The 25,070-nt window shown below is 69.8% G+C and carries 23 protein-coding genes and 1 pseudogene; 9 read left to right on the top strand and 15 right to left on the bottom strand.

Annotation, left to right across the window (positions count from 1 at the left end; translation table 11 throughout):
- Positions 1 to 76: 76 nt before the first annotated feature.
- Positions 77 to 2,806 carry a type I DNA topoisomerase gene (topA, locus tag ACZ5Z0_RS12110; protein ID WP_464108648.1) on the bottom strand — a complete coding sequence of 910 codons (2,730 nt, stop codon included), beginning with the start codon at positions 2,804 to 2,806 and terminating at the stop codon, positions 77 to 79.
- 165 nt (positions 2,807 to 2,971) lie between these two features.
- Positions 2,972 to 3,625, bottom strand: a complete 654-nt coding sequence (locus tag ACZ5Z0_RS12105) for an ArsR/SmtB family transcription factor (protein WP_464108647.1) — start codon at positions 3,623 to 3,625, stop codon at positions 2,972 to 2,974.
- 79 nt (positions 3,626 to 3,704) lie between these two features.
- Between ACZ5Z0_RS12105 and ACZ5Z0_RS12100 the strand changes: the two are divergent.
- Positions 3,705 to 4,922 (top strand): annotated as a pseudogene (locus ACZ5Z0_RS12100) (MFS transporter); the annotation flags it as partial.
- A gap of 78 nt (positions 4,923 to 5,000) precedes the next feature.
- Here ACZ5Z0_RS12100 and ACZ5Z0_RS12095 read toward each other — a convergent pair.
- Both ACZ5Z0_RS12095 and ACZ5Z0_RS12090 read right to left on the bottom strand, forming a co-directional pair.
- Complete coding sequence (locus tag ACZ5Z0_RS12095) at positions 5,001 to 6,638, bottom strand: DUF7059 domain-containing protein (RefSeq protein WP_464108646.1); 1,638 nt, start codon at positions 6,636 to 6,638, stop codon at positions 5,001 to 5,003.
- Between the two features lie 74 nt (positions 6,639 to 6,712).
- Complete coding sequence (locus tag ACZ5Z0_RS12090) at positions 6,713 to 7,468, bottom strand: MerR family transcriptional regulator (protein ID WP_464108645.1); 756 nt, start codon at positions 7,466 to 7,468, stop codon at positions 6,713 to 6,715.
- A gap of 305 nt (positions 7,469 to 7,773) precedes the next feature.
- Between ACZ5Z0_RS12090 and srmL the strand changes: the two genes are divergently transcribed.
- Genes srmL through ACZ5Z0_RS12075 form a run of 3 tightly spaced genes read left to right on the top strand, consistent with a single transcriptional unit; the run spans position 7,774 to position 10,024 of the window.
- The gene (gene srmL, locus ACZ5Z0_RS12085; RefSeq protein ID WP_464108644.1) at positions 7,774 to 8,931 is read left to right on the top strand and encodes a PheS-related mystery ligase SrmL; all 1,158 of its coding nucleotides are present in this window, start codon (positions 7,774 to 7,776) and stop codon (positions 8,929 to 8,931) included.
- Between the two features lie 50 nt (positions 8,932 to 8,981).
- A complete protein-coding gene (locus ACZ5Z0_RS12080; protein ID WP_464108643.1) occupies positions 8,982 to 9,437 on the top strand; it encodes a hypothetical protein in 456 nt (151 codons plus the stop codon).
- 50 nt (positions 9,438 to 9,487) lie between these two features.
- A complete protein-coding gene (locus ACZ5Z0_RS12075) occupies positions 9,488 to 10,024 on the top strand; it encodes a hypothetical protein (protein ID WP_464108642.1) in 537 nt (178 codons plus the stop codon).
- A gap of 58 nt (positions 10,025 to 10,082) precedes the next feature.
- Here ACZ5Z0_RS12075 and ACZ5Z0_RS12070 read toward each other — a convergent pair whose 3' ends face one another.
- Positions 10,083 to 10,865 carry a DUF981 domain-containing protein gene (locus ACZ5Z0_RS12070; protein ID WP_464108641.1) on the bottom strand — a complete coding sequence of 261 codons (783 nt, stop codon included), beginning with the start codon at positions 10,863 to 10,865 and terminating at the stop codon, positions 10,083 to 10,085.
- 81 nt (positions 10,866 to 10,946) lie between these two features.
- Here ACZ5Z0_RS12070 and ACZ5Z0_RS12065 point away from each other — a divergent pair, with 81 nt between their 5' ends.
- Entirely contained in the window at positions 10,947 to 11,588 is a 642-nt protein-coding gene (locus ACZ5Z0_RS12065; RefSeq protein ID WP_464108640.1) for a TetR family transcriptional regulator, read from the top strand.
- Positions 11,589 to 11,616: 28 nt separating this feature from the next.
- Here ACZ5Z0_RS12065 and trhO read toward each other — a convergent pair whose 3' ends face one another.
- Positions 11,617 to 12,504: an oxygen-dependent tRNA uridine(34) hydroxylase TrhO gene (gene trhO, locus ACZ5Z0_RS12060; protein ID WP_464108639.1), complete on the bottom strand. Its 888-nt coding sequence runs from the start codon at positions 12,502 to 12,504 to the stop codon at positions 11,617 to 11,619.
- 277 nt (positions 12,505 to 12,781) lie between these two features.
- On the opposite strand from trhO, the gene ACZ5Z0_RS12055 reads away from it, so the two are divergent.
- Both ACZ5Z0_RS12055 and ACZ5Z0_RS12050 read left to right on the top strand, forming a co-directional pair.
- Positions 12,782 to 13,474 (top strand): GNAT family N-acetyltransferase, encoded by a 693-nt coding sequence (locus ACZ5Z0_RS12055; protein ID WP_464108638.1) that lies wholly within the window; start codon positions 12,782 to 12,784, stop codon positions 13,472 to 13,474.
- A gap of 83 nt (positions 13,475 to 13,557) precedes the next feature.
- Positions 13,558 to 15,978, top strand: a complete 2,421-nt coding sequence (locus tag ACZ5Z0_RS12050; protein ID WP_464108637.1) for a DEAD/DEAH box helicase — start codon at positions 13,558 to 13,560, stop codon at positions 15,976 to 15,978.
- Between the two features lie 30 nt (positions 15,979 to 16,008).
- Here the strand turns inward: ACZ5Z0_RS12050 and ACZ5Z0_RS12045 are convergent, their stop codons facing one another.
- The 7 genes from ACZ5Z0_RS12045 to ssd form a co-directional block, all read right to left on the bottom strand.
- Positions 16,009 to 16,422 carry an Rv3654c family TadE-like protein gene (locus tag ACZ5Z0_RS12045; protein ID WP_464110778.1) on the bottom strand — a complete coding sequence of 138 codons (414 nt, stop codon included), beginning with the start codon at positions 16,420 to 16,422 and terminating at the stop codon, positions 16,009 to 16,011.
- A complete protein-coding gene (locus tag ACZ5Z0_RS12040) occupies positions 16,422 to 16,799 on the bottom strand; it encodes a TadE family type IV pilus minor pilin (RefSeq protein ID WP_464108636.1) in 378 nt (125 codons plus the stop codon). Before ACZ5Z0_RS12040 ends, ACZ5Z0_RS12045 begins: the two co-directional genes overlap by 1 nt.
- 38 nt (positions 16,800 to 16,837) lie before the next feature.
- Positions 16,838 to 17,137: a DUF4244 domain-containing protein gene (locus ACZ5Z0_RS12035; protein WP_464108635.1), complete on the bottom strand. Its 300-nt coding sequence runs from the start codon at positions 17,135 to 17,137 to the stop codon at positions 16,838 to 16,840.
- 169 nt (positions 17,138 to 17,306) lie between these two features.
- Positions 17,307 to 17,915 (bottom strand): type II secretion system F family protein, encoded by a 609-nt coding sequence (locus ACZ5Z0_RS12030; protein WP_464108634.1) that lies wholly within the window; start codon positions 17,913 to 17,915, stop codon positions 17,307 to 17,309.
- The gene (locus ACZ5Z0_RS12025; RefSeq protein WP_464108633.1) at positions 17,912 to 18,727 is read right to left on the bottom strand and encodes a type II secretion system F family protein; all 816 of its coding nucleotides are present in this window, start codon (positions 18,725 to 18,727) and stop codon (positions 17,912 to 17,914) included. Before ACZ5Z0_RS12025 ends, ACZ5Z0_RS12030 begins: the two co-directional genes overlap by 4 nt.
- Positions 18,728 to 18,735: 8 nt before the next feature.
- The gene (locus ACZ5Z0_RS12020) at positions 18,736 to 20,061 is read right to left on the bottom strand and encodes a TadA family conjugal transfer-associated ATPase (protein ID WP_464108632.1); all 1,326 of its coding nucleotides are present in this window, start codon (positions 20,059 to 20,061) and stop codon (positions 18,736 to 18,738) included.
- Positions 20,058 to 21,188: a septum site-determining protein Ssd gene (gene ssd, locus ACZ5Z0_RS12015; protein ID WP_464108631.1), complete on the bottom strand. Its 1,131-nt coding sequence runs from the start codon at positions 21,186 to 21,188 to the stop codon at positions 20,058 to 20,060. Before ssd ends, ACZ5Z0_RS12020 begins: the two co-directional genes overlap by 4 nt.
- A gap of 163 nt (positions 21,189 to 21,351) precedes the next feature.
- On the opposite strand from ssd, the gene ACZ5Z0_RS12010 reads away from it, so the two are divergent.
- Together ACZ5Z0_RS12010 and ACZ5Z0_RS12005 are read left to right on the top strand one after the other, a co-directional pair.
- A complete protein-coding gene (locus tag ACZ5Z0_RS12010; RefSeq protein WP_464108630.1) occupies positions 21,352 to 23,061 on the top strand; it encodes a bifunctional 3'-5' exonuclease/DNA polymerase in 1,710 nt (569 codons plus the stop codon).
- 247 nt (positions 23,062 to 23,308) lie between these two features.
- Positions 23,309 to 23,479, top strand: a complete 171-nt coding sequence (locus ACZ5Z0_RS12005) for a YegP family protein (RefSeq protein WP_464108629.1) — start codon at positions 23,309 to 23,311, stop codon at positions 23,477 to 23,479.
- 25 nt (positions 23,480 to 23,504) lie between these two features.
- On the opposite strand, the gene ACZ5Z0_RS12000 is transcribed toward ACZ5Z0_RS12005, so the two are convergent.
- The gene (locus ACZ5Z0_RS12000) at positions 23,505 to 24,185 is read right to left on the bottom strand and encodes an NUDIX hydrolase (RefSeq protein WP_464108628.1); all 681 of its coding nucleotides are present in this window, start codon (positions 24,183 to 24,185) and stop codon (positions 23,505 to 23,507) included.
- Positions 24,182 to 25,066, bottom strand: a complete 885-nt coding sequence (gene nth / locus ACZ5Z0_RS11995) for an endonuclease III (RefSeq protein ID WP_464108627.1) — start codon at positions 25,064 to 25,066, stop codon at positions 24,182 to 24,184. Before nth ends, ACZ5Z0_RS12000 begins: the two co-directional genes overlap by 4 nt.
- Positions 25,067 to 25,070: the final 4 nt, after the last annotated feature.

Raw genomic sequence — 25,070 nt, 5'->3', positions numbered from 1 at the left:
ACTCGCGGGTTCCGTCCGCCGTCGACGTTTTGACACGTCGAGCTGGGAAGGAACCCGCGAGCGGGAGCGAGCCGCCCTACTTCTTTGCGGGGGCCTTTTTGCGGGCGGGGGCCTTGCGGGCCGTCGTCGTGCGCTTGACCGGGCCCTTGGCGCGCTTCTCGGCGAGAAGCTCGACAGCCTGTTCCCGGGTCAGTTCCTCGATGGCGGTGCTGCGCGGCACGGTGATGTTGGTGACGCCGTCGGTAATGTACGGGCCGAAGCGGCCTTCCTTCACCACGATGTTCTTCTCCGAGACCGGGTCCGGGCCGAATTCGGCCAGCGGCGCGACGGCGGCGCGGGCGCCGCGCTGCTTGGGCTGCGAGTAGATCTCCAGTGCCTGCTCCAGCGTGATGGTGAAGATTTCCTCCTCCGAGCCGATCGAGCGGGAGTCCGTGCCCTTCTTCAGGTACGGGCCGAAGCGGCCGTTCTGCACGGTGATCGGGTTGCCCTCGGCGTCCTGGCCGAGCACACGCGGCAGGCTCATCAGCTGCAGCGCCTCATCCAAGGTGACGGTGTCCACGCCCATGGAGGCGAACAGCGACCCGGTGCGGGGCTTGGCCTTGACGGGCTTCTTCGGCGGCTTCGGCTTGCCGTTCTTGTAGTACTCCACCGGCTGGTTGGCGAGCTGCTCCTCGGTCATCTCGGGGATGATCTCGGTGACGTACGCCCCGTAGCGGCCGTTCTTGGCCACGATGGTGTGCCCGGTGTGCGGGTCCTCGCCGAGCACCCGTTCCTCGGGGGCGGCGGTCTCCATCAGCTCGATCGCCTTGGCAGCGGTGAGCTCGTCCGGGGCCAGGTCCTCGGGGACGTTGGCGCGGGCAGACTCGACGACTTCGCCGGTCTTCGGGTCCACCGTGGGGACGGAGCTCTCCAAGTAAGGGCCGAACTTGCCCACGCGCAGCGTGATGCCGTCGGTGATCGGGATGGAGTTGATTTCGCGGGCGTCGATCTCGCCCAGGTTGTTGACGATGCTCAGCAGCCCGGGCTCGGAATCCGCGCCGAAGTAGAAGTGCTTGAGCCAGGCGGGTCCGGCTTCCTGGCCGTTGGCGATCTTGTCCAGGTCGGCTTCCATGTCTGCGGTGAAGTCGTAGTCCACGTAGTCGTGGAAGTGCTGTTCGAGCAGCCGGATCACGGAGAACGCGATCCAGCTCGGGACCAGGGCCGAGCCCTGCTTCCGGACGTAGCCGCGGTCCTGGATGGTGGAAATCGTGGAGGCGTAGGTCGACGGGCGGCCGATGCCCTTCTTTTCCAGTTCCGCGGTCAGGGACGCTTCGGTGTAGCGCGGCGGCGGCGAGGTCTCGTGCCCGACGGCGACGATCTCCGACGCGGTCAGGGCGTCGTCCTTGGCCACGTTGGGCAGCCGGCGCGCTTCCTCGGAGTCCTCGTCCCCGCGGCTCTCGTCCTTGCCTTCCTCGTAGGCGGCGAGGAAGCCCGGGAAGGTGATGACGGTGCCGGAGGCGGAGAACTCGGCGTTCCTGCCGTCGGTAGCGACGGCGCCGAGGCGGATGGTCGCCGTCGAGCCCTTGGCGTCGGCCATCTGCGAGGCGACGGTGCGCTTCCAGATCAGCTCGTAAAGGCGGAATTCGTCGCCGGAAAGCTGCTTCGCGACCTGCGCGGGGGTGCGGAAGGAGTCACCGGCGGGACGGATGGCCTCGTGGGCCTCCTGCGCGTTGGCTGCCTTGCCGGAGTAGACCCGGGGCGAGGCCGGGACGTACTCCGGGCCGTACAGCTCGGAGGCCTGGCGCCGCGCCGCCGTGATGGCCTCGTTGCTCAGCGCGGACGAGTCCGTACGCATATAGGTGATGTAGCCGTTTTCATAGAGCCGCTGGGCCACCTGCATGGTGCTCTTCGAGGAGAAGCGCAGCTTGCGCCCGGCCTCCTGCTGCAGCGTGGAGGTGGTGAACGGCGCCGCGGGGCGGCGGGTGTAGGGCTTGGTGTCGACGGAGCGGACCCGGAAGTCCGCGTCCTGCAGTCCGGCGGCGAGGGACGCGGCCCGCTCCTCGTTGAGGTGCACGACGTTGCGGGAGGTGAGCTCGCCGTCGTCGTTGAAGTCCCGTCCGCTGGCGACCTTGGAACCGTCGACGGAGGCAAGCTTGGCCTTGAACGAGCCGGATTCCGCGCCGAACTGGCCGGTCAGGTCCCAGTAGGCCGCGGACTTGAAGGCCATCCGTTCGCGTTCGCGGTCCACGACCATGCGGGTCACCACGGACTGCACCCGGCCGGCGGACAGGCCGCGGGCCACCTTGCGCCACAGCACCGGTGAGATCTCGTAGCCGTAGAGGCGGTCCAGCACGCGGCGGGTTTCCTGGGCGTCGACCAGGTCCTGGTCCACGTCGCGCAGGTTGTCCATGGCGCGGTGGATGGCTTCCTTGGTGATTTCACCGAAGGTCATCCGGTAGACCGGGACCTTGGGCTTGAGCACTTCAAGCAGGTGCCACGCGATGGCCTCGCCCTCGCGGTCCCCATCGGTTGCGAGATAGAGCGCGTCGGCGCCCTTGAGCTGGGCCTTGAGCTCGGCGACTTTTTTCTTCTTGTCCGGGGACACCACGTAGTACGGCTTGAAGTCGTGCTCGATGTCAACGGCGAACTTGCCGAGCGGCGTTTTCTTCAGGTCTGCAGGGAGCTCCGATGGCTGCGGAAGGTCGCGGATGTGACCGATGGAGGCCTCAACGATGAAACCTTCGCCCAGGTACTTGGCGATGGTCTTGCTCTTGGCGGGAGACTCCACAATCACGAGTTTCTTGCCGGTGGGGGCCTTGCTTGGCACGGTACTCCTACAGAAAATGGTTGCTCGGGCAGATGCGCCCATACCCGCCTAGTTCACCATATTTTGCAGATTCCCGCGCATCCGGAGGGAAATCCCAGGCTTCCCGCCACGACTTACTGACGTCACAGGGCACTGCGTTCCCGGACGCCAAGGCGGTGCGGCATTTCAGGAAGCCGGCGCGGCCTTGCCCCGGTCGTCCGGAATCATGGACCACATGGTGGCCATCCGCTCCGCACCCTCGGGCACCCGGTCCGGGTCCTCGAGCTCGTAGTCCTTCAGGAGGTCAAAAAGCCTCTCGTTCAGTTCCGCGCGCTGGGCGGGTGTCAGGTACAGCAGGTTGCTGGCCAGCACCACCGCGGACGGGCCCTCGGCAGTGTCGCCGGCCTCGCGCCGTTCATTGCGGGCCTTGGCGTACGCAAGAACCCGGCGGCGGTAGGCATCGAGTTCGAGGTCGACAACCGCGAGTTCCCCGCTGGCCACTCCCCCGAGCGAGTGGATGGTGAAGTCGGTGCCGGCGGCCTTCCAGCGCCGTTCCCGGGCGTCGCCGGAGGTGGCCGCGGGCACCACGATGCCCCACTTCTGCAGGGCACGAAGGTGGTAGCTCATGGCGCTGGGGGTGAGGCCGGTCTGCGCGGCCAGTTCGGTGGCCGTGCGGCTGACCTGGGTGGAATACAGCTCGGAAATCACTTCGAGCCGTGCGGCGTGGGCCAGGGCCCGGATCGCCTTCGGGTCGGTGATTTCGACCTTCTTTTCCGGACGTTGCCTGCGCTTGGCGGCCGGAGCGGCGGACAGCTCCGCCTTCGGGATATCTGCATTCACAGCTCCAGTCTACCGAGGCCCGCCAAACTATGAAAGGAATGCTTGACACTATGGCAGCGCCACGGATACTTTGCTTTCTATGAAACATATACTTCATAAAATGCGGAGCAGATCCGCCGGACCGTCGCTCTGGCGCAACCGCGACTTCCTGCTCGCCAGCAGCTCCCGTTTCCTGGCCACGGCCGGCATGGGCGCCGTCGTCGTCAGCGTCATGCTGCACCTCCAGAACGTCGCTGCGACCGTCGCTGCGGACGCCGGGCCGTGGCTTGTGGCCGGCTACCTGCTGTGTTCGGCATTGCCGCTGGTGGTGCTGGCGCCGTGGGCGGGCCGGCTGGCCGACACCCGGGACTCCCGCACGCTCGCGACGGCGGCATCCGCGGTCAGCGCCGCCGCCGTGGCGGGGATGGGCGTCAGCATGCAGTACATGGACAACCACATCCCGGTTTTGTTTGCCATGACCTTCCTGCTCGACGCCGCGCAGGCCGTGGCCGGCCCCACCTGGCAGGCACTGCTGCCCCGGATCGTCGGCGAGGAACGCACCCCGCGGGCGATGGGAACCATGCAGGCCACCATCATGATTGCCGGTATGGCCGGGCCGGCGGCGGGCGGCCTGCTCAGCGGCTGGGGCGGCTCGGGGCTCGTGTTCGGCGTCGCGAGCGGCTGCTACCTGGCGATGGGCGCCGGCGCCCTGCTGATCCGGACCCGGCGCGGCACCGCGGCCGAACGGGCCGGCCGCCAGGCCCCCGCCCTGATGGACGGCCTGCGGCTGATCCGCCGGGACCCCCTGGTGTGGGCCCTGGTGCTCGGCGCCCTGTTCTTCATCGTCGTGGGCGAGGCCACCAACGTGCTCGAGGTCTTCCTGGCCCGGGGTGAACTTGGCGCCACCGAGACCCAGTACGGGCTGCTGGCAGCGGCCTTCGGCCTCGGTATGGCTGCCGGCGCGGCGCTGGCGGGCCGGATCACGACGCCGCCGGCCAGACTGCGGGTGTTGCTGGCCTCCATGGTCCTGACCTCGGCGTTCCTGGCGGTGATGGCGCTGGTGCCCACCGTCGAGCTGCTCTTTGTGGCCTACACGGCGATGGGCGCGGCTTGCGGCGCCCTGAACGCGTGCTTCGGGGCCATCGCGATCCTGCGCATGCCGGAAAGCGGGCGCGGCCAGGCGATTGCGATAATCGGCGGCATGACCCGGGCGGTCTCCATCGCCGCCCTGGCGATTGGCGGCCTGCTGGGCGCGCTGCTGCCGATTCGGCTGAGTTTCCTCATCACGGGGGCCGGCGGGGTGCTGGTGGCCTTGGCCGTCACCGCCTATGTGCTGCCCCGGTTCGGCCGCGAGGGCGCGGTGCCGGGGACGGAAGCGCGGGCGGAAGGGTCCGTCTCAGGCGGGGAGCAGGAAGCCGTCGCGCACCAGGTCGCCGACTTCGCCGAGGAGCCCCTCGCGGAACGCCCTGCTGTCATAGCCCTCGTACCCGCCCAGCAGGGCATCCAGGGCGCCGATGATCTGCCCGACGGAGAGCTCGCCGTCGCACGCTGAGACAAAGCCGGCCAGCTCGGTGCTGAGCAGGTTGGTCCGGCGCAGTCCGGCGCCCTGGCGCAGGAGGATGACGCCGGGGTGTTCAGCACCGGGGCGCTGGTGCCGTTCCTCGGTGACGTCGTCGGCGACCAGCAGGTGCGCGGCCGCCAGCTCGTGGGAGGCAAGCCAGTCGGCGCGCTCGACGGCGGCGCCCAGGTGCGGGCCGACGGGCTGTTCGATCGGGTAGGTGATCTCCTCGAAGCGCGAGATCACCGGCCGGGTGCCGGCCGCGGGGCGCCGCAGCCAAATCATCCCGAAGCCGATGCCCTCCACGTCCCGCGCGGCGAAGTCGTCCAGGTACGCGGCGTAGGACGCCTGGTAGAGCCGGCGGTCGCGGGCCTCCGAGGCGTCCTGCAGCCAGGTCTCGGCATACTGTTCCGGACTGACCTGCTCGCGCTGGATGAACCATACGTCCGCGTCCGGGCTGGCCCAGGACTGCGGCCGGCCCGCCCACCCTGCACCGGCCGGGATTTCCCAGTTGCCCAGAAGTTGGGCTGTTCCGCCGGGGGCGAGGACGGTCGGGAGGTCCCGGACCAGCGAGGACACAATCTCGTCCCCCGGCAGGCCGCCGTCGCGGTAGGTGAACTGGTCCGCGGCGGTCTCCCCGCCGCCGCGCGGGGTGATCACAAAGGGCGGGTTGGAGACCACGAGGTCGAACTCCTCCCCCGCCACGGGCTCGAGCAGCGAGCCCAGCCGCAGGCTCACCCGGGCCTCGAGCTCGGCCGGATCGAGGTGCAGCGCGGCAGCGTTGAACAGCAAGTTGAAACGCGTGAAGGCCAGCGCCCGCTCGGAGATGTCGGTGGCGGTGACGTGTTCGGCATGGTGCAGCAGGTGGAAGGTCTGGATGCCGCAGCCGGTGCCGAGGTCCAGGGCGCGAGCCACATGCCGGCGGGCGGTGACCTGGACCAGGGTGGTGGATGCCTGCCCGATGCCCAGCACGTGGTCGTGGCGCAGCACGCCCGGCCGCTGGTGCGCGGCCAGGTCGCTGGCCACCCAGAGTTCGGCGCCGCCGCTGCTGACGGTGTCTTCCCCGGACGTTCCTTCCCAGCCGTAAGGACGGAGGTCCACCTTCGCCTGGACCCGGTCGTCCCCGGAGGGCTCCACCAGGTCCAGCTCCAGCAGCCCGTCGGTACGGATGCCCGGGAGGGCGGCGTCGAGGGTTCCTGTTTCCTGCGGCTCGGCCAGCAACCAGAGCCGGACGACGGCGGCAAGCGCCGCCGTCGCCGGTGTGCTGCGGGCCGCGGCCTCGGTGGCGATCAGGGCCGGGATGAGCTGATCCCGGGCCAGCGCCGCGTGCGCGGCCTCGCCGAGGAGCCCGGCGACGCCGTCGACCGTGTAGCCGATCCGGCGCAGGTCCGCGGCGAGCGCCTGGAGCAGCTCGGGGAGGTCGCTGCGGGGAGCGTCGGGGGTGTTGCCGGCCGTGAAAAGCGTTGAAGGGGTCACCGGACAAGTTTAGGCGCGGGCTATGCAGGTCCCTGCCGGCCCGTGCCGGCCCTGGCCGTGGAAGCGTTCCCGGGCTAGAGGTGCTTGCGCGCGTAGGCCTGTAGTGCGTCCCGCACAAAGGCCGCCCCGGCCGCCCCGCCGTAGTTTGCGGAGAAGCGCGGATCCGCCACGTACATGTCGCCCAGCCCGGTCACGTACTCCTTCACGCTCCCGCCGGCTGCGGCCGGGGTCCCCGGAAGGCCGCTGAGCCACTCGACCTGGCGCCGGGCCAGGTCCTGCGCTTCCGGACCGTCCGGGGCGGCCCCAGATTCCGCGGCCGCGGTCCAGTCGTCGCTGAGTTGCTTGGAGGCCCGCTTCCAGGATTCCTTGTCGGCGGCACCCAGGCCGCGCCACCATGTGTCGCCCTGCGCGTACGCGTCCTTGCCCCAGCGCTCCTGTACCTCCTGCTGGTAACGGGTGTGGTCGAAGCCGTCGAACATCTTCTCTGCCATGATTTCCTTTCCTGCCTGCACTGCCTCGATGGTGTGCTGGACCGACGCGATCTGCCGGGCCAGCCTGTCCTGTTCCTGCCGCAGCCACTCCAGGTGGCCGGCCAGCGCACGCTCCGTATGCCGTTCGTGGGCGAGGACCTCGGCGATCGCCGGCAGGCCCAGGCCCAGCTCGCGCAGGAGCAGGATGCGCTGGAGCCGGAGCAGCGCGGCCTGGTCGTAGTACCGGTAGCCGTTCTCCCCGGTGCGGCTTGGCTTAAGCAGCCCAACGCCGTCGTAGTGGCGAAGGGTCCGGCTCGTGGTGCCGGCAAGCTTGGCGATCTGCTGCACTGACCACTCCACAGCCCACTCCACGACGACTCCTCCCGCATCCCGGTCTTTCCGGGCCGCTACTGCGAGCTTAAATCTTGACGCTGCGTCAAGGTCAAGCCCTGCCCAGTTGGCCGGCCGGCCGGTGTGCCGGTTTACCGGACTCGACCCAGGCGTACCATTGACCCATGCACAGGCAGCAGCGATTTATCAGCCCTCGGCCGCTTACCGGCCGCACGGGCTTCCTGACGCGCGCCTAACCGCGGCCGCCGGGGTCCGTCCGGCGCAGCGGCTGAGGGTGACTCCCCTGCCCGCCGCTGAAAACCAAGGACCCCGCCATGAAGACCTACCTTTCCCTGCCCGAACTGAACTCCGCCCTCGCCGTGCGCGACTTATCTGATCCGGCCGCCGGACCACATGCCCTCCAGCTGCTGCTGGCCGAGGTGGTGGCCGGTTTGGAACGGCTCTGGGACACTCCAGCCACGACGCACCGCCACAGCCCCCTCGTGGCCACCGCAGACAACTATGACCGCCTGGGCTACTCGGGCGGCGACGTCACCCGGGACTCGCGCTATTCCCGCCACGTCAGCCCCACCGTGATGCTCCGCAGCCACACCTCGGCCGGGATCCCGGCCCTGCTGGACACGCTCCGCGGAGAGACCGGCCACTACGACCGGCTCCACGTGCTGCCAGGCCTGGTCTACCGGCGCGATGCCGTGGACCGGACCCATGTCGGCACGCCGCACCAGGTGGATCTGTGGCGGCTCAAGGCCCGCGGCCTGCTGGGGCCGGCAGAGCTTCATGCCATGATGGCCGCCGTGGTGGAAGCCGTGCTGCCGGCCGCCGAGTATCCGGACGTGCAGTGGCGCGCCACGCCGGCGGAACACAGCTATACGGCGATGGGGCAGCAACTGGACGTGCTGGTGACCCGGCCCGACGGGAGCCGGGAGTGGCTGGAACTGGCCGAGTGCGGGCTTGTGGCCGCGCGGGTGCTGCGCGGCTCCGGGCTGGATCCCCGACGCTGGGCCGGGCTGGCCCTGGGCCTGGGGCTGGACCGGGCGCTGATGCTGCGCAAGGGCATCCAGGACATCCGGCTCCTTCGCTCGGAGCATCCGGAGGTGCAGGCGCAGTTGCAGGACCTCCGGCCGTACCGGCCGGTGTCCGTCATGCCGGAGATCCGGCGTGACCTGTCCCTGGTCCTGGACGCGGTTGAGGAGGCCGACGGCGAGCTGTTGGGTGACCTGGTCCGCGCCGCAATCGGCGCGGACGCCGAGCTTCTGGCTGCGCTGGAGATCCTGGCGGTGACGCCGGCTGCGGAGCTTCCGCAGGCCGCCGTCGAACGCCTCCGGCCGGCACCGGGCCAGGTGAACGTCCTCGTCCGCCTGGTGCTGCAGCCGCTGGACCGGACGCTGACGGATGCGGAGGCGAACCGGCTGCGGGACCGGATCTACATGGCTCTGCACCGCGGCCGGGTGCTGGAGCTGATCGCCGGCTAGCGTGACCGGGCACGGCCGGGGAGGGGCGCTGGAGCCGGTAAGTTGGAGGCATGCTTTTCGCTCCCCCTCAGACGCCCCGCGCCCGAGCCGTTCGGCGCGCCCTCGTGGCGGCGGCCGGTGCCGCCGTCGTGCTCGGCGCCTCGGCCTGCTCCCCCGCCGGTTCCATCGAATCCGCCAATGTGGACAGCTGGAAGGCCACCGCCCTGCCGTCTGCCAGCGGGATCGTCCTGGCGGACGCGGGCAAGATCCTGAACCGGGATCCGATTGCCAAAGATGCAACCGTGCCGGCGGGCAGCTACACCCTGACGATGAGCTGCGACGGCGGCGGCAAGGAATTCTTCGACGTTTCCCTCGACGGCAACCGGCTTGCGGAGGCCGGGGCCGCCTGCAACGGGAGCCGGGAAACCGCCAGGATCAAGGTGCCCGCAGCCGGCCGGCTGACGATCAGCGCGTCCAGCGTGGACGCCCCGCTCATCTTTGCCTACCAGCTGGTGCCTTCCAGCTGACGGGCCCATCGGCTCTGGTCCGGTGCCGCGGCCGGGCTTAAAGTCGGAGTATGCCCACCGCGCAGGCACCCCGGCTGCAGCGGTCGCGCGGCGCGGTCGCCGCCGCCGCGCTGGCCGTTGCCTTGGCCTCCGGGCTGTCAGCTTGCGAGTATGAGTACGACGACGGCCTGTCCGCCGACGACACACCCTCCCCGTCGGTGACGTATACGGACGCAGCGCTCCCCCAGGATCCTTCTATGAACCGGCCGGTGTACGGGGCGGACCTGAACCACTGGGTGGCGGAAGTGTTGCCGGAGCTTCAAGGCCAGGTCTTTCATACCGGCTACGGGCTGCTGGACGCCGGGGCGACGCGGAACGAAACCACCACGCAATTGCCCAGCGGAACCTACGCCGTCACGCTGGTCTGCCGGAGCACCCGGCGCGTGTCCTTCACCATCCGGGACAAGGAAAGCATCCTGGTGGACCTGAGCCTGCGGTGCGGCACCTCGCGGGTCAACGTGGTGCAGCTGCCCGCGGACACCGTGCTGACAGTCCGGGTCGAGTCGCTGGCGACGGCGGACTTCGCCTACCGCGTCAGCCGCCTCTAAAGGATGTGGATAGCAGTGGGCCCCCGCGGACTCATCCACGAGGGCCCGCCCAGACTCCCTACATGGTGTTGACAATCAGGCCGATGTGCGTGAAGTAGTTCATGGCGCCAAAGAGCAGGAAGGCCAGCCCGGTCAGAAGCCAAACGATGCCGATGGTCTTGACCAGCCCGGACGCCGCTGTGCCCGAGGTGCGGAGCTTGGCAACGGCAAAGGGAAACAGCACGGCACCGACCCCCACGAGGGCAAAGAGCCCGGACATAAAGGTTGCTTCAATCATGGGATAGGCGGCGAAGGCTCCAGAAATTGGTTCCTGGGGCGGGGCCGCAAAAAGCTGGTAGGTAATTCCGGCAGCCGCGATCGCGATCAGGCTCAGGCCGAGACCGCCAATGAAGAGTGACAACGGGCGGACCGTATTTGCTGCAGAGGCAATCGGGTCGGGGGCGGAGATGAGGACCTCGCCGCGACGCCACAGGTAAAAGGCAGCCCCGAGGAGCAGCACGCCGAAGCCCAGGCTGGTTTCGCCGAAGATGATGTTGTCGAACGGGAAGCCACCTGCCGCAAGCGGCCACGTCAGGGTCATGTGTAGGCCGGTGGTGGTAAGGATCAGGCCGAGCACGCCGAAAGCCAAAGACCAGCCGTCCGTGCTGACAGTTGCCTCATTGCTGCGGCGGAACCGGAAAAGGTCGCGGGTGAAGATCACCACAGCCAACAAGGCCGCCCCGGCGGCCAGTGACATGATGGTGTTGTAGGTGGGCATCGTCGCCCAGTCGATTTTTAGAGCTTCAGTTGTCATGCTCATGATGCAATCGCTTCCCTTTTTGCGTGGGCCGCCATGGTCCATTACTAAACCCATACTGTTGTATGGCTTTTAATGTAGCGATGGGGACGGTGGATTTATTCCGGCTGCTCCTAGGTTGAGAGGGTGAGGGAATTCAAACAGCATCGCAGTCAGGAAAAGCAAGAATTGATGGCCGCGGCCGCAGCACGATTACTGATTGATGAGGGTCCGTCCGCGGTCACGCATCGTCGCGCTGCCGAGGCTGCCGGGCTGGCCGCGGGGTCGGGAAGCTACTACTTTCCATCCAAAAAGGAACTGTTTCGGGCCGCTGTCGCAGGAGCCGAGGACCTTCGGTCAGAAAGCGCCCTGAAGGTTGCCCGCGAATGCCGCGGCGGGGAGGAGAGCCTGGCGTCGGTTGCCCTCCGGCTGATGGCCATCTACTTTGCCCCCAAGCTGAGCTCGAATGTGGTGACAACCAGGCTCAATCCGATTCTGGAGGCTGGCCACGACCCTGAGCTGCAAGAGATCATCCGCAACCACCAGCCGCTGCTGGCGGCGGCCTTGAACATCGGGCTGGAACGGATGACGGGCCAAACGCTGGCGAGCGATGACATGACAATGCTCATGCAAACCATCGGGGCGTCGCTCCTGTATGGCTCTGCCCTCGGGGAAGATGACGTGCTCGGCTACTCGGCCCGTTCGATCGCCCGAATCTTGGAGTTGTTGGATGTGAGCATTGCGCCGATGACCGGTGTCGACCCAGAGAGCCCCACACGTTCCTGCTAGATATTCCCGGCGGCGGGATCGGGTAGCTTTAGGCGGCGCAGCCGTCGGGGCAGCGCAGCGTGGCGGGGTCCGAGGCGCAGACGCCGCAGTACAGGGTCAGCGTCCGGCAGCTCGGGTTGGAGCAGTTCTCAAACTTGCTCGTGGGGGCTTCGCAGCGGACGCACTGGCCGATCGTTTTCGCGTCTTCGCTGAACTCGAGGTGCATGCGCTTGTCGAACACGTAAAGCGATCCCTCCCAGAGCCCCTGGTCCTTGAACGCCTCCCCGTAGCGGACGATCCCGCCGTCGAGCTGGTAAACCTCTTTGAAGCCGCGGTTGACCATCAGGCTGGAGAGGACCTCGCAGCGGATGCCGCCGGTGCAGTAGGTAACGACAGGCTTGTCTTTGAGGGCGTCGTACTTGCCCGAGTCGAGTTCCCTGATGAAATCATGCGTGGTGGCAACGTCGGGGACGACGGCGTCCTTGAACCTGCCGATCTGCGCCTCGAAGCCGTTGCGTCCATCGAAGAACACCACTTCGTCACCGGCCTGCTTCTTCTCCTCCACGAGCCGGTGCAGTTCTTCCGGGGCAAGGTGGGTGCCGCCGCCGACCACGCCGTTTTCGTCTACCTTGAGCTCGCCCGGGGCGCCGAAGGAGACGATCTCCTCCCGCACCTTGACGCTGAGTCGGGGGAAGTCCTCGGCCCCGCCGTCGGACCATTTCACGTCGATGCCGCGGAAGCCTTTGTATTCGCGGGTCGTCTTGACGTACTGCTTGACGGCTCCGATCTCGCCGCCGACGGTCGCGTTGATGCCGTCCTTGGAGATGATGATCCGGCCGGTCAGCCCGAGTTTCTCGCAGAGGGCGCGCTGCCAGAGCCGGACCGCTTCCGGGTCCGCGATCGGGGTAAAGCCGTAAAAGAGCACAATTCGATTCACGTATTTAAGCGTACTGGGCGGGGCAAAACGCAGTGCCGGGTCGGGCACGGACCATGCCGATGCGCAGTCCGCCGCGCAGTCGGACGTCGCAGCGGCGGGGGGCTGCCGGCGAGGCCCGCCGTCGCCATGGCAGGGGCCTCCGGCGCGGCCCGCCGGGCGCTCTCCTCCCCCGGCGGCTGCCCCTCTCCCCGCCGATTGGGGTCACAATTGCGTAAGCAAGCGTCCTCACCGAACCCGGCCCCTGTTGCTTGTGCCGGGGCTGGAATACTCTCATCTCATGAGTCTTGACGCCATGGTTGAAGACACCACCCACCTCCTTGAGGTCTGGGTTGCCGGGTGGGCCGGTTGCCGGGGGTATGAGACGCGCATGGAGGGCCGCTTCCCTGCCGTGCTGAGAGCGGACACCACCCACGAATGGGAATATTTCGCCCATGATCCCTCAGACTCGGAGTTCGCGGACCTGGCCGCCAAGACCGCTGAGGTCCCGGCCCGGATCCTCACGATCCTCACGAACAACGTGCCCCGCTACACCTCCCTGGCCGCGCAGCACCGGCTGAACGTCACCTCTGCGTCGCAGACCATGATGATCGTGGACATGGAAACCCAGGACTCCGAGGATCCCTGGCTTCCGGACGACGACCTCAGGTGGGTACCGTCGACCGCGGACGGGGTCCACCACGCCGTCGTCTATGCCGGCGACGAGGTCGCGGCCAGTGGACGGGTGTTCGTCGCCGACCACACCGCCGTCTTCGACAAGATCGTGACCGAGCCCGGGTTCCAGCGCCGTGGGCTCGGCAGCTTCATCATGCGTGCCCTGGCCGCGCAGGCGTTCGAGCACGATGTCGAGGCTGGCCTCCTGCTGGCCTCGCTGGACGGCCAGCAGCTGTACTCACATCTCGGCTGGACCACGGTGAGCCACGTGCTGATGCTCTCTTCATCGGACGAGGGTGCCGACCTCTCCGTGGAGTGATGCGGAGTCCTGCGCCGGGATGCGGGGCCGGGCGGGGCGCGGATCCTGCCGGGCGATTTGAGCCCGGGTGAAACAATGTTGGAGTGAATCCACATGAGTCCCTGATTCCGTTGCTGGGCCGCGGCCCGGACCCGGAACAGCTGCGCCATGTGCGGACGATCCCGGCACGGAAGGCTGTCAACGAGCCGTGGCCGGAGTGGGTCCACCCCGATCTCGTGGAGGCGTACGGCTCCCTCGGCATCCACGAGCCCTACCGCCACCAGGTCCAGGCGGCCGACCTGGCCCACGCGGGCGAACACGTGGTCGTCGCGACAGGTACGGCCTCCGGCAAGTCCCTTGCCTACCAGTTGCCGGCGCTGGATGCGGTCCACCGTTCCGAACTGCGTGTCCTGGCCGACCCGGGCAAGATCCACGACGACGGCGCCGTGGCCCTCTACCTTTCCCCCACAAAGGCTCTGGCGGCCGACCAACTGGCCGCCATCCGCTCGCTCCGGGTCCCCACCGTCCGCGCCGAAACCTACGACGGCGACACCGACCCCGCCTCCCGCCGCTGGATCCGGGACCACGCCAACGTAATCCTGGCCAATCCAGACATGCTGCACTTCGGGATCCTGCCAAACCACGCCGGGTGGGCGCGGTTCTTCCGCCGGCTGCGCTACGTGATCGTGGACGAGGCGCACAGCTACCGCGGCGTCTTCGGCTCGCACGTGGCCAACCTGATGCGCCGGCTGCGGCGGATCTGCGCCTACTACAGTCCCGGCGCCGACCATCCCGGGCCCGTGTTCATCGCCGCCTCGGCCACCGCGTCCGACCCGGGGACGTCCTTCGGCCGTCTCATCGGCGCTCCGGTCCGGGCGGTGTCCGAGGACTGCTCGACGCACGGTGCCACCACTGTGGCATTCTGGGAGCCGGCCCTGACGGAGTTACGCGGCGAGAACGGCGCCAAGGAGCGCCGTACCGCCGTGGCCGAAACCTCGGACCTGCTGGCCAACCTGGTCTCGTCCCGGATCCGGACGATCGCCTTCATCAAGTCCCGGCGCGGGGCCGAGACGATCGCCTCCATCACCAAGCGCCTCCTCGACGAAGTGGACCCCAGCCTGCCGCAACGGGTGGCGGCCTACCGCTCCGGGTACCTGCCGGAGGAGCGGCGGGCGTTGGAAAAGGCGCTGCGCTCCGGCGAGCTGCTGGGCGTTTCCAGCACGTCGGCGCTGGAACTGGGCATCGACATCTCGGGCCTGGACGCGGTCCTGGTCGCCGGCTGGCCGGGAACCAGGGCGTCGCTGTTTCAGCAGATCGGGCGGGCGGGCCGCGCCGGACAGGATGCCATCGCCGCGTTCGTCGCCAGTGACGATCCGCTCGACACGTATCTGGTGAACCACCCCGAGGCGATCTTCGACGTATCGGTGGAGGCCACAGTCTTCGACCCCTCGAATCCGTACGTGCTGGGCCCCCACCTGTGCGCAGCCGCGGCGGAGCTTCCGCTGGGGTACGCGGAGCTTGAGTTGTTCGGCCCGACTGCCGAGAAGCTGCTGGACCAGCTGGTCGCCCAGGGCTACCTCCGCAAGCGTCCGGCGGGCTGGTTCTGGACGCACCCTCAGAGCGCCGCGGCGATGGTGAACCTGCGGGCCGACGGCGGCGGTCCGGTGAGCATTGTGGATGCCGATACCGGTTCCTTGCTCGGCACCATGGATTCACCCCAGACGCACTACCAGGCGCACACCGGTGCGATTTATGTGCATCAGGGCGAGAGCTATGTGGTCGAGGACCTGAACGAAGGCGAGCACTGCGTCGTGGTGCGGCGCGCCAACCCCGACTACTACACGACGGCGCGCGACGTGACCCAGATCGAGGTCCTGGAGACGCTCCGCACCACGCAGTGGGGCGACGTGGCGGTGCATTTCGGCGATGTGAAAGTGACGACACAGGTGGTCTCCTTCCAGCGCAAGGCGCTGATTTCCAACGAGATCCTCGGCGAGGAGCCGCTGCAGCTGGGCGCCCGGGACCTGTTCACCAAGGCGGTCTGGTTCGTGATGGACAACCGCTCCCTCACGGGCGCGGGGCTGATCGAAGCGCAGTTCCCGGGCGCGTTGCACGCGGCCGAGCACGCGGCCATCGGACTGCTGCCGCTGGTGGCGTCCAGCGACCGGTGGGACATCGGCGGGGTGTCCACGGCCATCCACGCCGACACCGGAGTCCCCACGATCTTTGTGTACGACGGCCATCCCGGCGGGGCCGGCTTCGCCGAGCGCGGCTACGACAAGGCCAGGGTGTGGCTCTCCGCGACGCGCGACGCGATCAGGGCCTGCGAATGCGAGTCCGGCTGCCCGTCCTGCGTTCAGTCCCCCAAATGCGGCAACAAGAACAACCCCCTGGACAAGGACGCCGCCGTCACGCTGATTGAGATGCTGCTGACTGACGCCACGGACGTCATGGGCGGCGCCGCCGGGGAGGACGTGACCCCGGCCGCCGGGGCACCCGGTCAGGTGACGAGCCCGGCCGGGTAGTCCGAGAAGGACTGATAGGCCGGCGTCCGGCTACCCCGCGCCCGTCATCGGCGGCGGACGGCCAGGCCCGGACACCCCGGCGTCCACGGCCGGCGGCGGTCCCGCCCGGGCGAGCCCCGAAGCCGGGCCGAACAGGCTTCGGAAGGGCAGCTCCGTCCGAACCTGGACGATGTCACCGACAGCCACCGAACAGCCCACCAGCCGCGCGCCATGCCGGCCAGCGACCTCAGAAGCGACGGCACACGGCTCGCCGGCGGTCAGTCCACGGGCGGCATCCGCAGCCGCCAGCGCCGCCAGGTCCGCAGCCGCGGCGGCCTTCGAAGCCATCACCGCGGCCTGCGCCAGCAGGACGACCCCGGTCAGCGCCAACAGCAGCACCAGCCCGAGGCCGGCCGCGAGGACCGTGCCCGCTCCGACCTCGGGGTTCCGGACCAGGGCGCGCATCACGCGTCCCTGCTCAGGACCAGGGGCATCTTCGCTGGCGAGGAAAGCGCCGGGGCACCCGCGGATTCACGCCGTGCCCAGGCCCTCGCCGTGAGCGTCCACGGGATCAGTGGACCCGCTGCTCCGCTGACGGTTCCAGACACCGTGACGCTGAGCCAGACGCCGTCGGCTGTCACGGTTGTCCGCGCCGAATCCCCGGCGAGCTGCCGGACGATGCCGCCGACGGCGGCAGTGTCTTCGCCGCGGGCCAGCGCCCGGGCGCCGGCCCGGGCTGCCTCTTCGAGCCGGAGTTGTGTCAGCCCGGCGGCCGACCCGGCCAGCAACAGGCCAAGGACCAGGAGTACGGCCGGCAACGCGACGGCGAACTCGGCCGTCACGGCGCCCCGGGACGCTTCCGAGGCCGGCGGCGCCCCGTTCACGGCAGGGCGAGGGCCGTGCGGATAAGGTTCAGCAGGAACCCCCGGACCTCGTCGCTGCGCATGATCAGCACAAGCAGGCCCGCGAATCCTACGGCTGCAAGTGTGGCGATCGCGTATTCGGCCGTCGCCATCCCCGCTTCGGAGCGGAGGAGTTTTCTCTGCCGGCGCTCCGGCCTCGGGAAGACCTGCACCGGACGGGCTTGCCGTGCGCCCGGATAGATTTCGCGTACTTCGGCGGTTTCGGTCCCGTCGGGCACCTTGTCGGGGCCGTCGGGGGCGTTGCGGTGGAAAGTCATGAGCGTTCCTCTCGGGAGATTCCGGCGCAGTCACCGGCTCATTCCAATCTCCGTCGTCTGTTCCCCGCAGGTAAGGGCGCTGCGCTGCCAAGTGGATAAGTCCGGCTGTGGAGGAGGAGTCCCGGCACACCGGCCAAGTTCCGGCAGCGGGCAGTCCGCCCGACGCCAGTCATGCCCCCGGCGGCAGCAGCGCGAGCAGCACCGGCACAATGCCCAGGCAGACGAAGGCGGGCAGCGAGCAGAGTCCCAGCGGGATGACGAGCTTCACGCCCAGTGCGGCGGCGCGCCGCTCCGCGTCCCGGAACTGCTCGCGGCGCAGCCGGGCGGCCTGTGCGTACAGGATGGCCGATGACGGAACGCCGGTCAGCGCCGCAAAACCCATGGCCTTGCGGAGCGCCAGCACCGGGGCGGGAACGCTGCGGGAGCCCCGCCAGGCGGTCTCCCAGTCGGCACCGATCGCAAGGGCGGACACGACCGGACCCAGCGGGCGGCTGATCCCGGGCTCGGCGTGCGCGGCGATGAGTTCAAGCGAGCGGCCGAGCCCGGATCCGGCGTCCAGCATGGCGCCGATCAGTTCCAGCATCAGCGCGGGATCCCGGAGTCCGTGGTCCCGGGCCGCCCGGTCATCGCCGCCACCCTTGACGCCGCCGGTCGCCCTGCCAGGCCGGTGCGGGCCCTGCTCCCTCCAACGCCGGGCCGACCGCCGCTGGTCCGCGCCCGCTACGACCAGAGCCGCGGCCAGCAGTGCGGCCACCGCGAGGCCACCCGGCGGGGTCACGGCTGCCGCCCGGCGGCACCCCGGACGAGGCGGGCCGACCAGATCCGGCCAGAAGCGGTGAGTGCGAGCCCCGCGATAAGCGCCGCCACGCCCCAGGGACTGCCGAGGAGGATGGTCCAGGGATCCACGCCAAGCAATAGCCCTAGCCCGAGCCCCAGGAAAGGCAGCCAGGTCAGGAGCCGGACCGTGGCTTTGGGCCCGGCGAGCGCGGTCTCCCGGGCGGCCCGGGCGTCGCCCTCAGATTCCAGGTGGGCGGCGAAGCGCGTCAGGACGTCGGCGAGCGGGCAGCCACTGGCCTCGGCCACGTCGAAGCACGCGGCAAGGTCCATCCAGACCGCCTGTTCCCCGCGGTCGGAACTCCAGGGTGCCGAGCGGCCGCGTTCCGGGGAGGCTCGGGTTCGGATGGCCACGGCCACCGGCAACCCCCGCAGGGCCGCAGCCCGGGCAGCGGCCAGGATCTCCCGGGACGTCGCACCCAGCGCACCGTCGTGCCGCCCGGGGCCGTCCGGCGGTTGCAGCGCAGACGCCGGGTCCCCGTAGAGCAGCCAGAGGTCCTCCCACATCCGGGCAGGCGACCGGCCGCCCTTCAACAGTGCGGCCAGCTGTTGCACCAGCCCGGTCATGGGAACCTCCGATGCGGCCGCACCCCTGCCCCGGCGCGGGAAACGGCCCCGCCAGCGGCGCAGGCGGGCCGCGACCACTTCCGGCAGATGCCTGCCCGACGGAACAGAGAGGACCCGCCGAAGGCGCCGGCCCGGGCCGCCCGACGGTGCGAGGAGCAGCCAAAGCGCCAGCGCCAGGATCCCGGTCATCGCGGCAGTCATGGCAGGCCTGAGTTCACGGCGGAGCGGACGCTTCCGGCGTGGTCAATACTGCCGGGAGCGGCAAGCGGGTCCATGCCGAGGCGGGCCGCCAGCTCCGGCCAGGCGGGACCGGGGAGGACCGCGCCGCCGACGGATTCCAGGGCCACCGAGACGGCCAGACCGGACCCGTTTTCCCCGACCAGCCCGACGGACGCCACCTGCCGGCCCTGACGGGCCCGTTCCAGGTGGACAACCACGTCGAGGGCGCTGGCCGCCTGGAGCCGGACGGCGTCGGGCCCCATGCCCGCGAGCGCGCCGAGCGCCGTCAGCCGGGCCGGGACCGCGGCGGCCGTATTGGCATGGATGGTGCCGCCGGCACCGGTGTGCCCGGTGTTCATCGCGGAGAGCAGTTCCCGGACCTCAGCACCCCGGCACTCCCCCACCACCAGCCGGTCGGGACGCATCCGCAGGGCCTGCCGGACCAGCTCGCCGAGATCGACGGCGCCGCCGCCCTCAAGATTGCTGTGGCGCGATTCCAGCGACACCACGTGGGGATGGACGGGGTTCAGCTCCGCGGCGTCCTCGATCAGGACGAGACGCTCTCCGGGCCGGCACAGGCCAAGGAGCGTGGCAAGCAGCGTTGTCTTTCCCGACCCCGTCGCGCCGCTGACCAGGAAGCTCAGCCGGCACGCCACCATCCGTTCCAGCACCTCCCGCACGAGGGGGCCGAACATGCCGGCCCGGCCGAGCTCGTCCAGGGAGAAGACCGACTCGCGCCGGATCCGCACGCTCAGCAGCGTTCCGGCCGTGGAGATCGGCGGTAGCACCGCGTGGACCCGATAGCCGCCCTCGAGCCTAACATCCACGCAGGGCGAACCGTCGTCCAGCCGGCGCCCGCCGGCGGCCACCAGCCGGGCCGCCAGCGCGCGGACCTCGGCCTCACCGGCGAAGGTTACCGGGGCGCGTTCGAGCCCGCGGCCCCGGTCCAGCCACACCGAGGCCGGGCCGTTGACGAAGATATCCGTCACGAGCGGGTCCCGGGTCAGCAGCTGTAGCGGTCCCAGCCCGTTCAGTTCGGCGCTGATGCTTTCGACGGCGGCCAGCGCCCCGGCGGTGCCAAGGAGCTTGCCGCTGGCCTGCACGGCCGCGGCCACGCGGGAGGGCGTGACAGGGCCTGCGTCGGCCATGACGGACTCGCGGACCGCTTCCAGCAGCCGCGCATCCACCCGCCGCTGGGGGCCGCGCAGCTGCCGGCGGGACTGGGCCCCGGCCGGGCCGGCTGGACCGGCCGGACCGAATGGACCAACCGCGTCCGGCGGATCTGCTGCCGCATGCGAACTCATGGGCAGCGGTCCCCGTCGAGGTCGAGGACGGCGTCCGTGAAACGCTGCACGCCGCGCCGTCCGCCGGCGTCCAGCAGGCGCCCGAGTTCCGTGGCGTCCGCGGTTCCGCGGACCTCGGGCATGATGGCCTGCACCGGGAGCCCCACGGCTTCGGAAATGAGCTGGAGGTCCAGGGAGTTCCGGGGTCTCGCCCGGACCACAAGCGCGGCATCCACCGGCGGAAGTTCGGGGACCAGGCGGGTGGACGCCACCGCGGCCCGGAGCTGGGCCGGCAGCACGATCAGTACCCGGTCGCATTCCCACGCGAAGGTCCGCAGCGCCTCCCGTCCGCGGCCGATGTCCAGCAGGACAAGCTCGTAAAACCGCCGCGCCGCATCGAGCACTCCGGCCACCGCAGCGGCGTCGATGCCCCCGGGCCGCTCCCGGTTGCCCGGCCACGACAGGAAGGAGAAACCGCCCGCCTCGGGCAGCGCCTCGTGGAGCTGATCCGGGTCTATGCTGCCGCTGGCCTCGGCGAGGTCGGGCCAGCGGAGACCGGGGGCGTCCTCGGCGGCAAGAGCCAGTTCGAGCCCGCCACCCCAGGGATCCCCGTCGATCAGGAGCACGCGGGCGCCGAGGGCCGCCGCGGCCTGGGCCAGCCAGATCGCGGCCGTGGTGGCACCGGCGCCCCCGCAGCCGCCGGTCACACCGAGGACGTGGCCGCCCGGATCGGGGACCTGTGAGCGGCTCAGGTACTCCGCCAGCCACGGGCCGCCCTCGGGAAGCACAGCCACGCGGTCGGCCCCCATCACGGCGGCCAGCTGCCAGAGGCTGTCTCCTTCGCCGCTTAGGCCCACGAGCACGGCAGGGGCGCGGTGCCGGACAGGCAGTTCGCGCACATCGCTGCCGACCAGCACCGCGACAGCCGAGTCCCAGTACGGGGCCGCCTCCGTGGCGTCCCGTGCGCGGCTCAGCTGGCGCCCGGCGGCGGCGACGATGCGCTCCACCTCGCCGCGCAGGACCTCGGATCCGGTGATGAGCAACGTCTCCGCCGCCCGGTCCGGAAGCCAGACAGGAGGCGGGGCCACGGACACGGGTTGGATTCCGGGCTGGGGCGTCCCGGTCTCGGGTAGCTGGTGCCTGCTCATGCCACCACTGTGGACGCCCCGGGCGCGGGACAAAACCGCCGTCGCCGGCTATGTGGAAAAGCGGCGCGGAAAGCACCGAGGAGAACCGCGGATTCCGGCACCTGGCCTCGGCGGATCCGGGCCGTGGCCCTCGCGGACGTGCCCGCAGGGCAGAATTGAGCCTATGCACCTGCTGCTCGCCGCCCACGCCGACGGCGCAGCCCTACAACGGCTCACGCCCGCAGGCGCCCCTGATCCCGCCATGCCCGAGCCGCGCCTGGTCTCCACCAGCGAGCTTCCCGGCATCGTGCGCCAGCTGGAACAGCAGCACCCGCGCTGGATCTGGCACCGCACGCAGGACTGGTACCCGGCTCTCCTGGCCGCCGGCGTCGACCTGGAACGCTGCTACGACCTGACCCTGTGCGGCGCCATCCTGGCCCACTCGGAGTTCACCGCGCACACGGCGTACGCCCGGAACGCGGAGAAGCTGACCCAGGACGACGACGTCCAGCAGCCGCCGCGGGCACTGCAGCCGCCTCTCCCGCCAGCGGACCAGGGCGCCCTCTTTGATGACCCCGGGCTGCGCCCCGCGCCGAGGCACTCCCCCGAGGAGCTCCGCGCCGAGTACGCCGCGCAGCAGGAATCCCTGGCCGGAGTCGCCCCCGACGGCGACCGCCGTAAGCAGCGGCTCCAGCTCCTGCTCGCCGCCGAGTCCGCCGGCGCCATGATCGCCGCCGAAATGCAGCACACCGGAGTGCCCTGGCGCGAAGAGCTGCACGAGCGGATCCTCGCCGACTATCTCGGCCCGCGCCCGCCCCAAGGACACCGGCCGGCCAAGCTGGAGGCGCTCAATGCCGAACTCCGCAGCCTGCTGCACTCCCCGGCGCTGAACCCGGATTCCCCGCAGGAACTGATGCGCGCCCTGCACCGGAACGGCATCGAGGTGAAGAGCACGCGGCAGTGGGAGCTGAAGGAATCCAGCCACCCGGCGATCGAACCGCTGCTGGCCTACAAGAAGCTGGCCCGCCTCCACGCCGCCAACGGCTGGGCCTGGCTGGACGCCTGGGTCAGGGACGGCCGCTTCCAGCCCGAATACGTGGTGGGCGGCGTGGTGTCCGGGCGCTGGGCCTCCCGCGGCGGCGGAGCCCTGCAGATCCCCCGGCAGATCCGCGGAGCCGTGCACGCCGACCCGGGCCACAAACTCATCGTCGCCGACGCCTCCCAGCTTGAGCCCCGCGTGCTGGTGGCGCTGGCCCAGGATTCCAGGATGGCGGAGGCCGCCCGCGACAAGGACCTCTACGCCGGCATCGCCGCGCAGGGTTTCGGCGGCGACCGGGCCAAGGCCAAGGTCGCCCTGCTCGGCGCGATTTACGGCGCCACCACGGGCGAATCCGGGCGGCTGATGCCGCAGCTGGCGCGCACCTATCCGCGTGCCGTCGGCTTCGTGGAGCAGGCCGCCCGCGACGGCGAAACGGGCAAGACCGTCACTTCCCGGCTTGGCCGCAGCAGCCCGCCGCCCTCGGAGCGGTGGCTGCGCAGCCAGCAATCCACCACCGCCGAGGAACAACGCCGGGCCGAGTCGCTGGCTCGCTCGCGCGGGCGGTTCACCCGGAACTTCGTGGTGCAGGGTTCCGCCGCCGACTGGGCCGCCTGCTGGCTGGCGGAACTGCGACGCCGGCTCCGGACCCTGCGCGCTGGCGGCACCCCCGCCGGGGAGCTGGTCTTCTTCCTGCACGACGAAGTCATGGTGCACTGCCCCGCCGACGCCGTCGATGCCGGCATCCGGGCCATCGAGGAATCCGCGGCCGCCGCCAAGGAGCTGCTGTTCGGCAGGATTCCGGTGGAATTCCCGGTGAGCATCGCCGTCGTCGACTCCTACGACAACGCCAAATAGCCTACGCCAACCGCCGCCGGACGCCGGGCCCGGACACCCGGGGTAACGTACCCGCCAGTAGCGTTGCGCCCGCTCTGTGAGCCCCGTTACGCTCGAAAAGGCCGGTGATGATCCCGAATGATCCGCCGGCGCAAAAATGCAATGAGGCAGGGAACGGGGAGGCAGCAGAGTGGCTGGCGTATTCGAGATTGCAGCGGCCGGAGAAGAGTCGTATTTCTTCAGGCTGACGGCACCGGACGGGACAGTTGTGGCTGTTTCACCGCTTTTCAGCACCATCAAGGGGGCAGCCGCGGGCATCACCGCGGTGCGCGAGAACGCCGCCACCGGCCTGGTCGTGGACCACTCCGCCCACGCCGCCAAGCCAGCCAGACCGGCCAGGTCGGCATCGCTGCCCGACGCGCTCGTGACGTCGCGGTAGGGCGCCTGGCGTCCGCCGCCTACAACTAGACGTCGATGCCGTGGAGGCGGGTACGGTCCCAGGGGACGGACCAGCCCAACTGGTCGAACAACTGGTTGAGGATCATTCCGGTGAAGCCCCACACCACCACACCGTTGACGGTGAAAGCCGGGCTCTGGAACGTCTGGCCGGCTCGGCTGACGGTCGCCATGACCCGGTTATCGGGGTCGAGCAGGTCCCGGACCGGCACCCGGAACACCTGGGCGGATTCGCCGTAGTCCACCACCCGGACAGGCGACTGCGACGCCCACCAGCCCAGGACAGGGGTGACCAGGAAGTTCCCGCGCGGCAGCGCCAGTTCGGGCATGACGCCGAGGACCTCCACACCGCGCGGGTCCAGGCCGGTTTCCTCTTCGGCCTCGCGCAGGGCTGCCTCGATGACGGTTTCGCCGGCGTCGATGCCGCCGCCGGGAAAGGCGACCTGCCCGGGGTGGTCGTCGAGGGTCTGCGCGCGCTGCAGCAGCAACACGTCCAGGTCCGCCGGTGCCAGCAGCTTCACCGACGTCGCGGGCACATCGTCGAGGGACCCGAACAGCATCAACACGGCCGCGCGGCGCACGCGTTCGCCCGGCTCCACCGCCAGTTCGCGCCAGCGAGGGTCCGGAGACGGCGCGGTTCCGGCCTCCACCGCAGCCACGAGGTCTACCAGGTCCTGGCGGGCGGTCACCGCGACCTCCGCTGCGATTCCATCCGGATTTCGGCGGCACGGTTGCTTTCCGCCAGCAGCTTCGCCAACAGGTCCTCCTGGCCCGGGGCCAGCTCGTATTTCAGCAGCTTCCTGGCCTTCTCCGGGTCGGTTTCGCCCTCACCGTAGCTGGGGCACCAGTTCGCCACCGCGCAGGCGCCGCAGGCCGGCTTCCGGGAATGGCAGACGCGCCGGCCGTGGAACACCACGCGGTGCGAGAGCATGGTCCAGTCCCTCGGTTCAAACAGCTCGGCGACATCGGACTCGATCCGGACCGGATCGTCCGACTCCGTCCAGCCGAAGCGGCGGGCCAGCCGGCCGAAATGCGTGTCCACCGTAATGCCCGGGATGCCGAACGCGTTGCCCAGGACGACGTTTGCGGTCTTCCGGCCGACGCCGGGGAGCTTCACCAGGTCCTCCAGCCGGCCCGGCACCTCGCCGTCGTAGTCGTCGACAAGCTTGGTGCACAGCGCCATCAGGTTCCGTGCCTTGGCCCGGAAGAACCCGGTGGGTTTGATGATGGCCTCGAGTTCGGCAGGCTCGGCTTCGGCCATGCTGCGGGCGTCCGGGTAGCGGGCGAACAGCAGCGGCGTGATCTGGTTGACCAGCACGTCCGTGGTCTGGGCCGAGAGCACGGTGGCCACCACTAGCTCGAACGGGCTGCGGAAATCCAGCTCCGCATGCGCGTAGGGGTACTGCTCGGCCAGCGCTTTGTTGATCCGGCGGGCCCGGCGTTTGAGGCCCAACAGCGTCTCTCCGGCAGCCCAGCGGCGCGAGTTCGCACCGCCGGGCTTTCCGCTGGTCGGCCCGGTGGCGCCGGGGTGCGCACGTCCTGGCCCGACGCTCCCGGCTTCGGTGGGCATGGTC

It is taken from the genome of Arthrobacter sp. T2-23 (assembly GCF_055398325.1).
Note: the sequence above shows the minus strand (reverse complement) of the source record. Positions and strands in the feature narration are given on the sequence as shown.

Coding starts and splice junctions, on each gene's coding strand:
- ACZ5Z0_RS12010 (WP_464108630.1), top strand. CDS start 21,352: ATGCACCTGCTGCTCGCCGCCCACGCCGACGGCGCAGCCCTACAACGG.
- ACZ5Z0_RS12045 (WP_464110778.1), bottom strand. CDS start 16,422: ATGCGCGCCCTGGTCCGGAACCCCGAGGTCGGAGCGGGCACGGTCCTC.
- srmL (WP_464108644.1), top strand. CDS start 7,774: ATGAAGACCTACCTTTCCCTGCCCGAACTGAACTCCGCCCTCGCCGTG.
- ACZ5Z0_RS12055 (WP_464108638.1), top strand. CDS start 12,782: ATGAGTCTTGACGCCATGGTTGAAGACACCACCCACCTCCTTGAGGTC.
- nth (WP_464108627.1), bottom strand. CDS start 25,066: ATGCCCACCGAAGCCGGGAGCGTCGGGCCAGGACGTGCGCACCCCGGC.
- ACZ5Z0_RS12075 (WP_464108642.1), top strand. CDS start 9,488: ATGCCCACCGCGCAGGCACCCCGGCTGCAGCGGTCGCGCGGCGCGGTC.
- ssd (WP_464108631.1), bottom strand. CDS start 21,188: ATGAGCAGGCACCAGCTACCCGAGACCGGGACGCCCCAGCCCGGAATC.
- ACZ5Z0_RS12035 (WP_464108635.1), bottom strand. CDS start 17,137: ATGACTTTCCACCGCAACGCCCCCGACGGCCCCGACAAGGTGCCCGAC.
- ACZ5Z0_RS12080 (WP_464108643.1), top strand. CDS start 8,982: ATGCTTTTCGCTCCCCCTCAGACGCCCCGCGCCCGAGCCGTTCGGCGC.
- ACZ5Z0_RS12025 (WP_464108633.1), bottom strand. CDS start 18,727: ATGACCGGGATCCTGGCGCTGGCGCTTTGGCTGCTCCTCGCACCGTCG.
- ACZ5Z0_RS12070 (WP_464108641.1), bottom strand. CDS start 10,865: ATGGACCATGGCGGCCCACGCAAAAAGGGAAGCGATTGCATCATGAGC.
- ACZ5Z0_RS12020 (WP_464108632.1), bottom strand. CDS start 20,061: ATGAGTTCGCATGCGGCAGCAGATCCGCCGGACGCGGTTGGTCCATTC.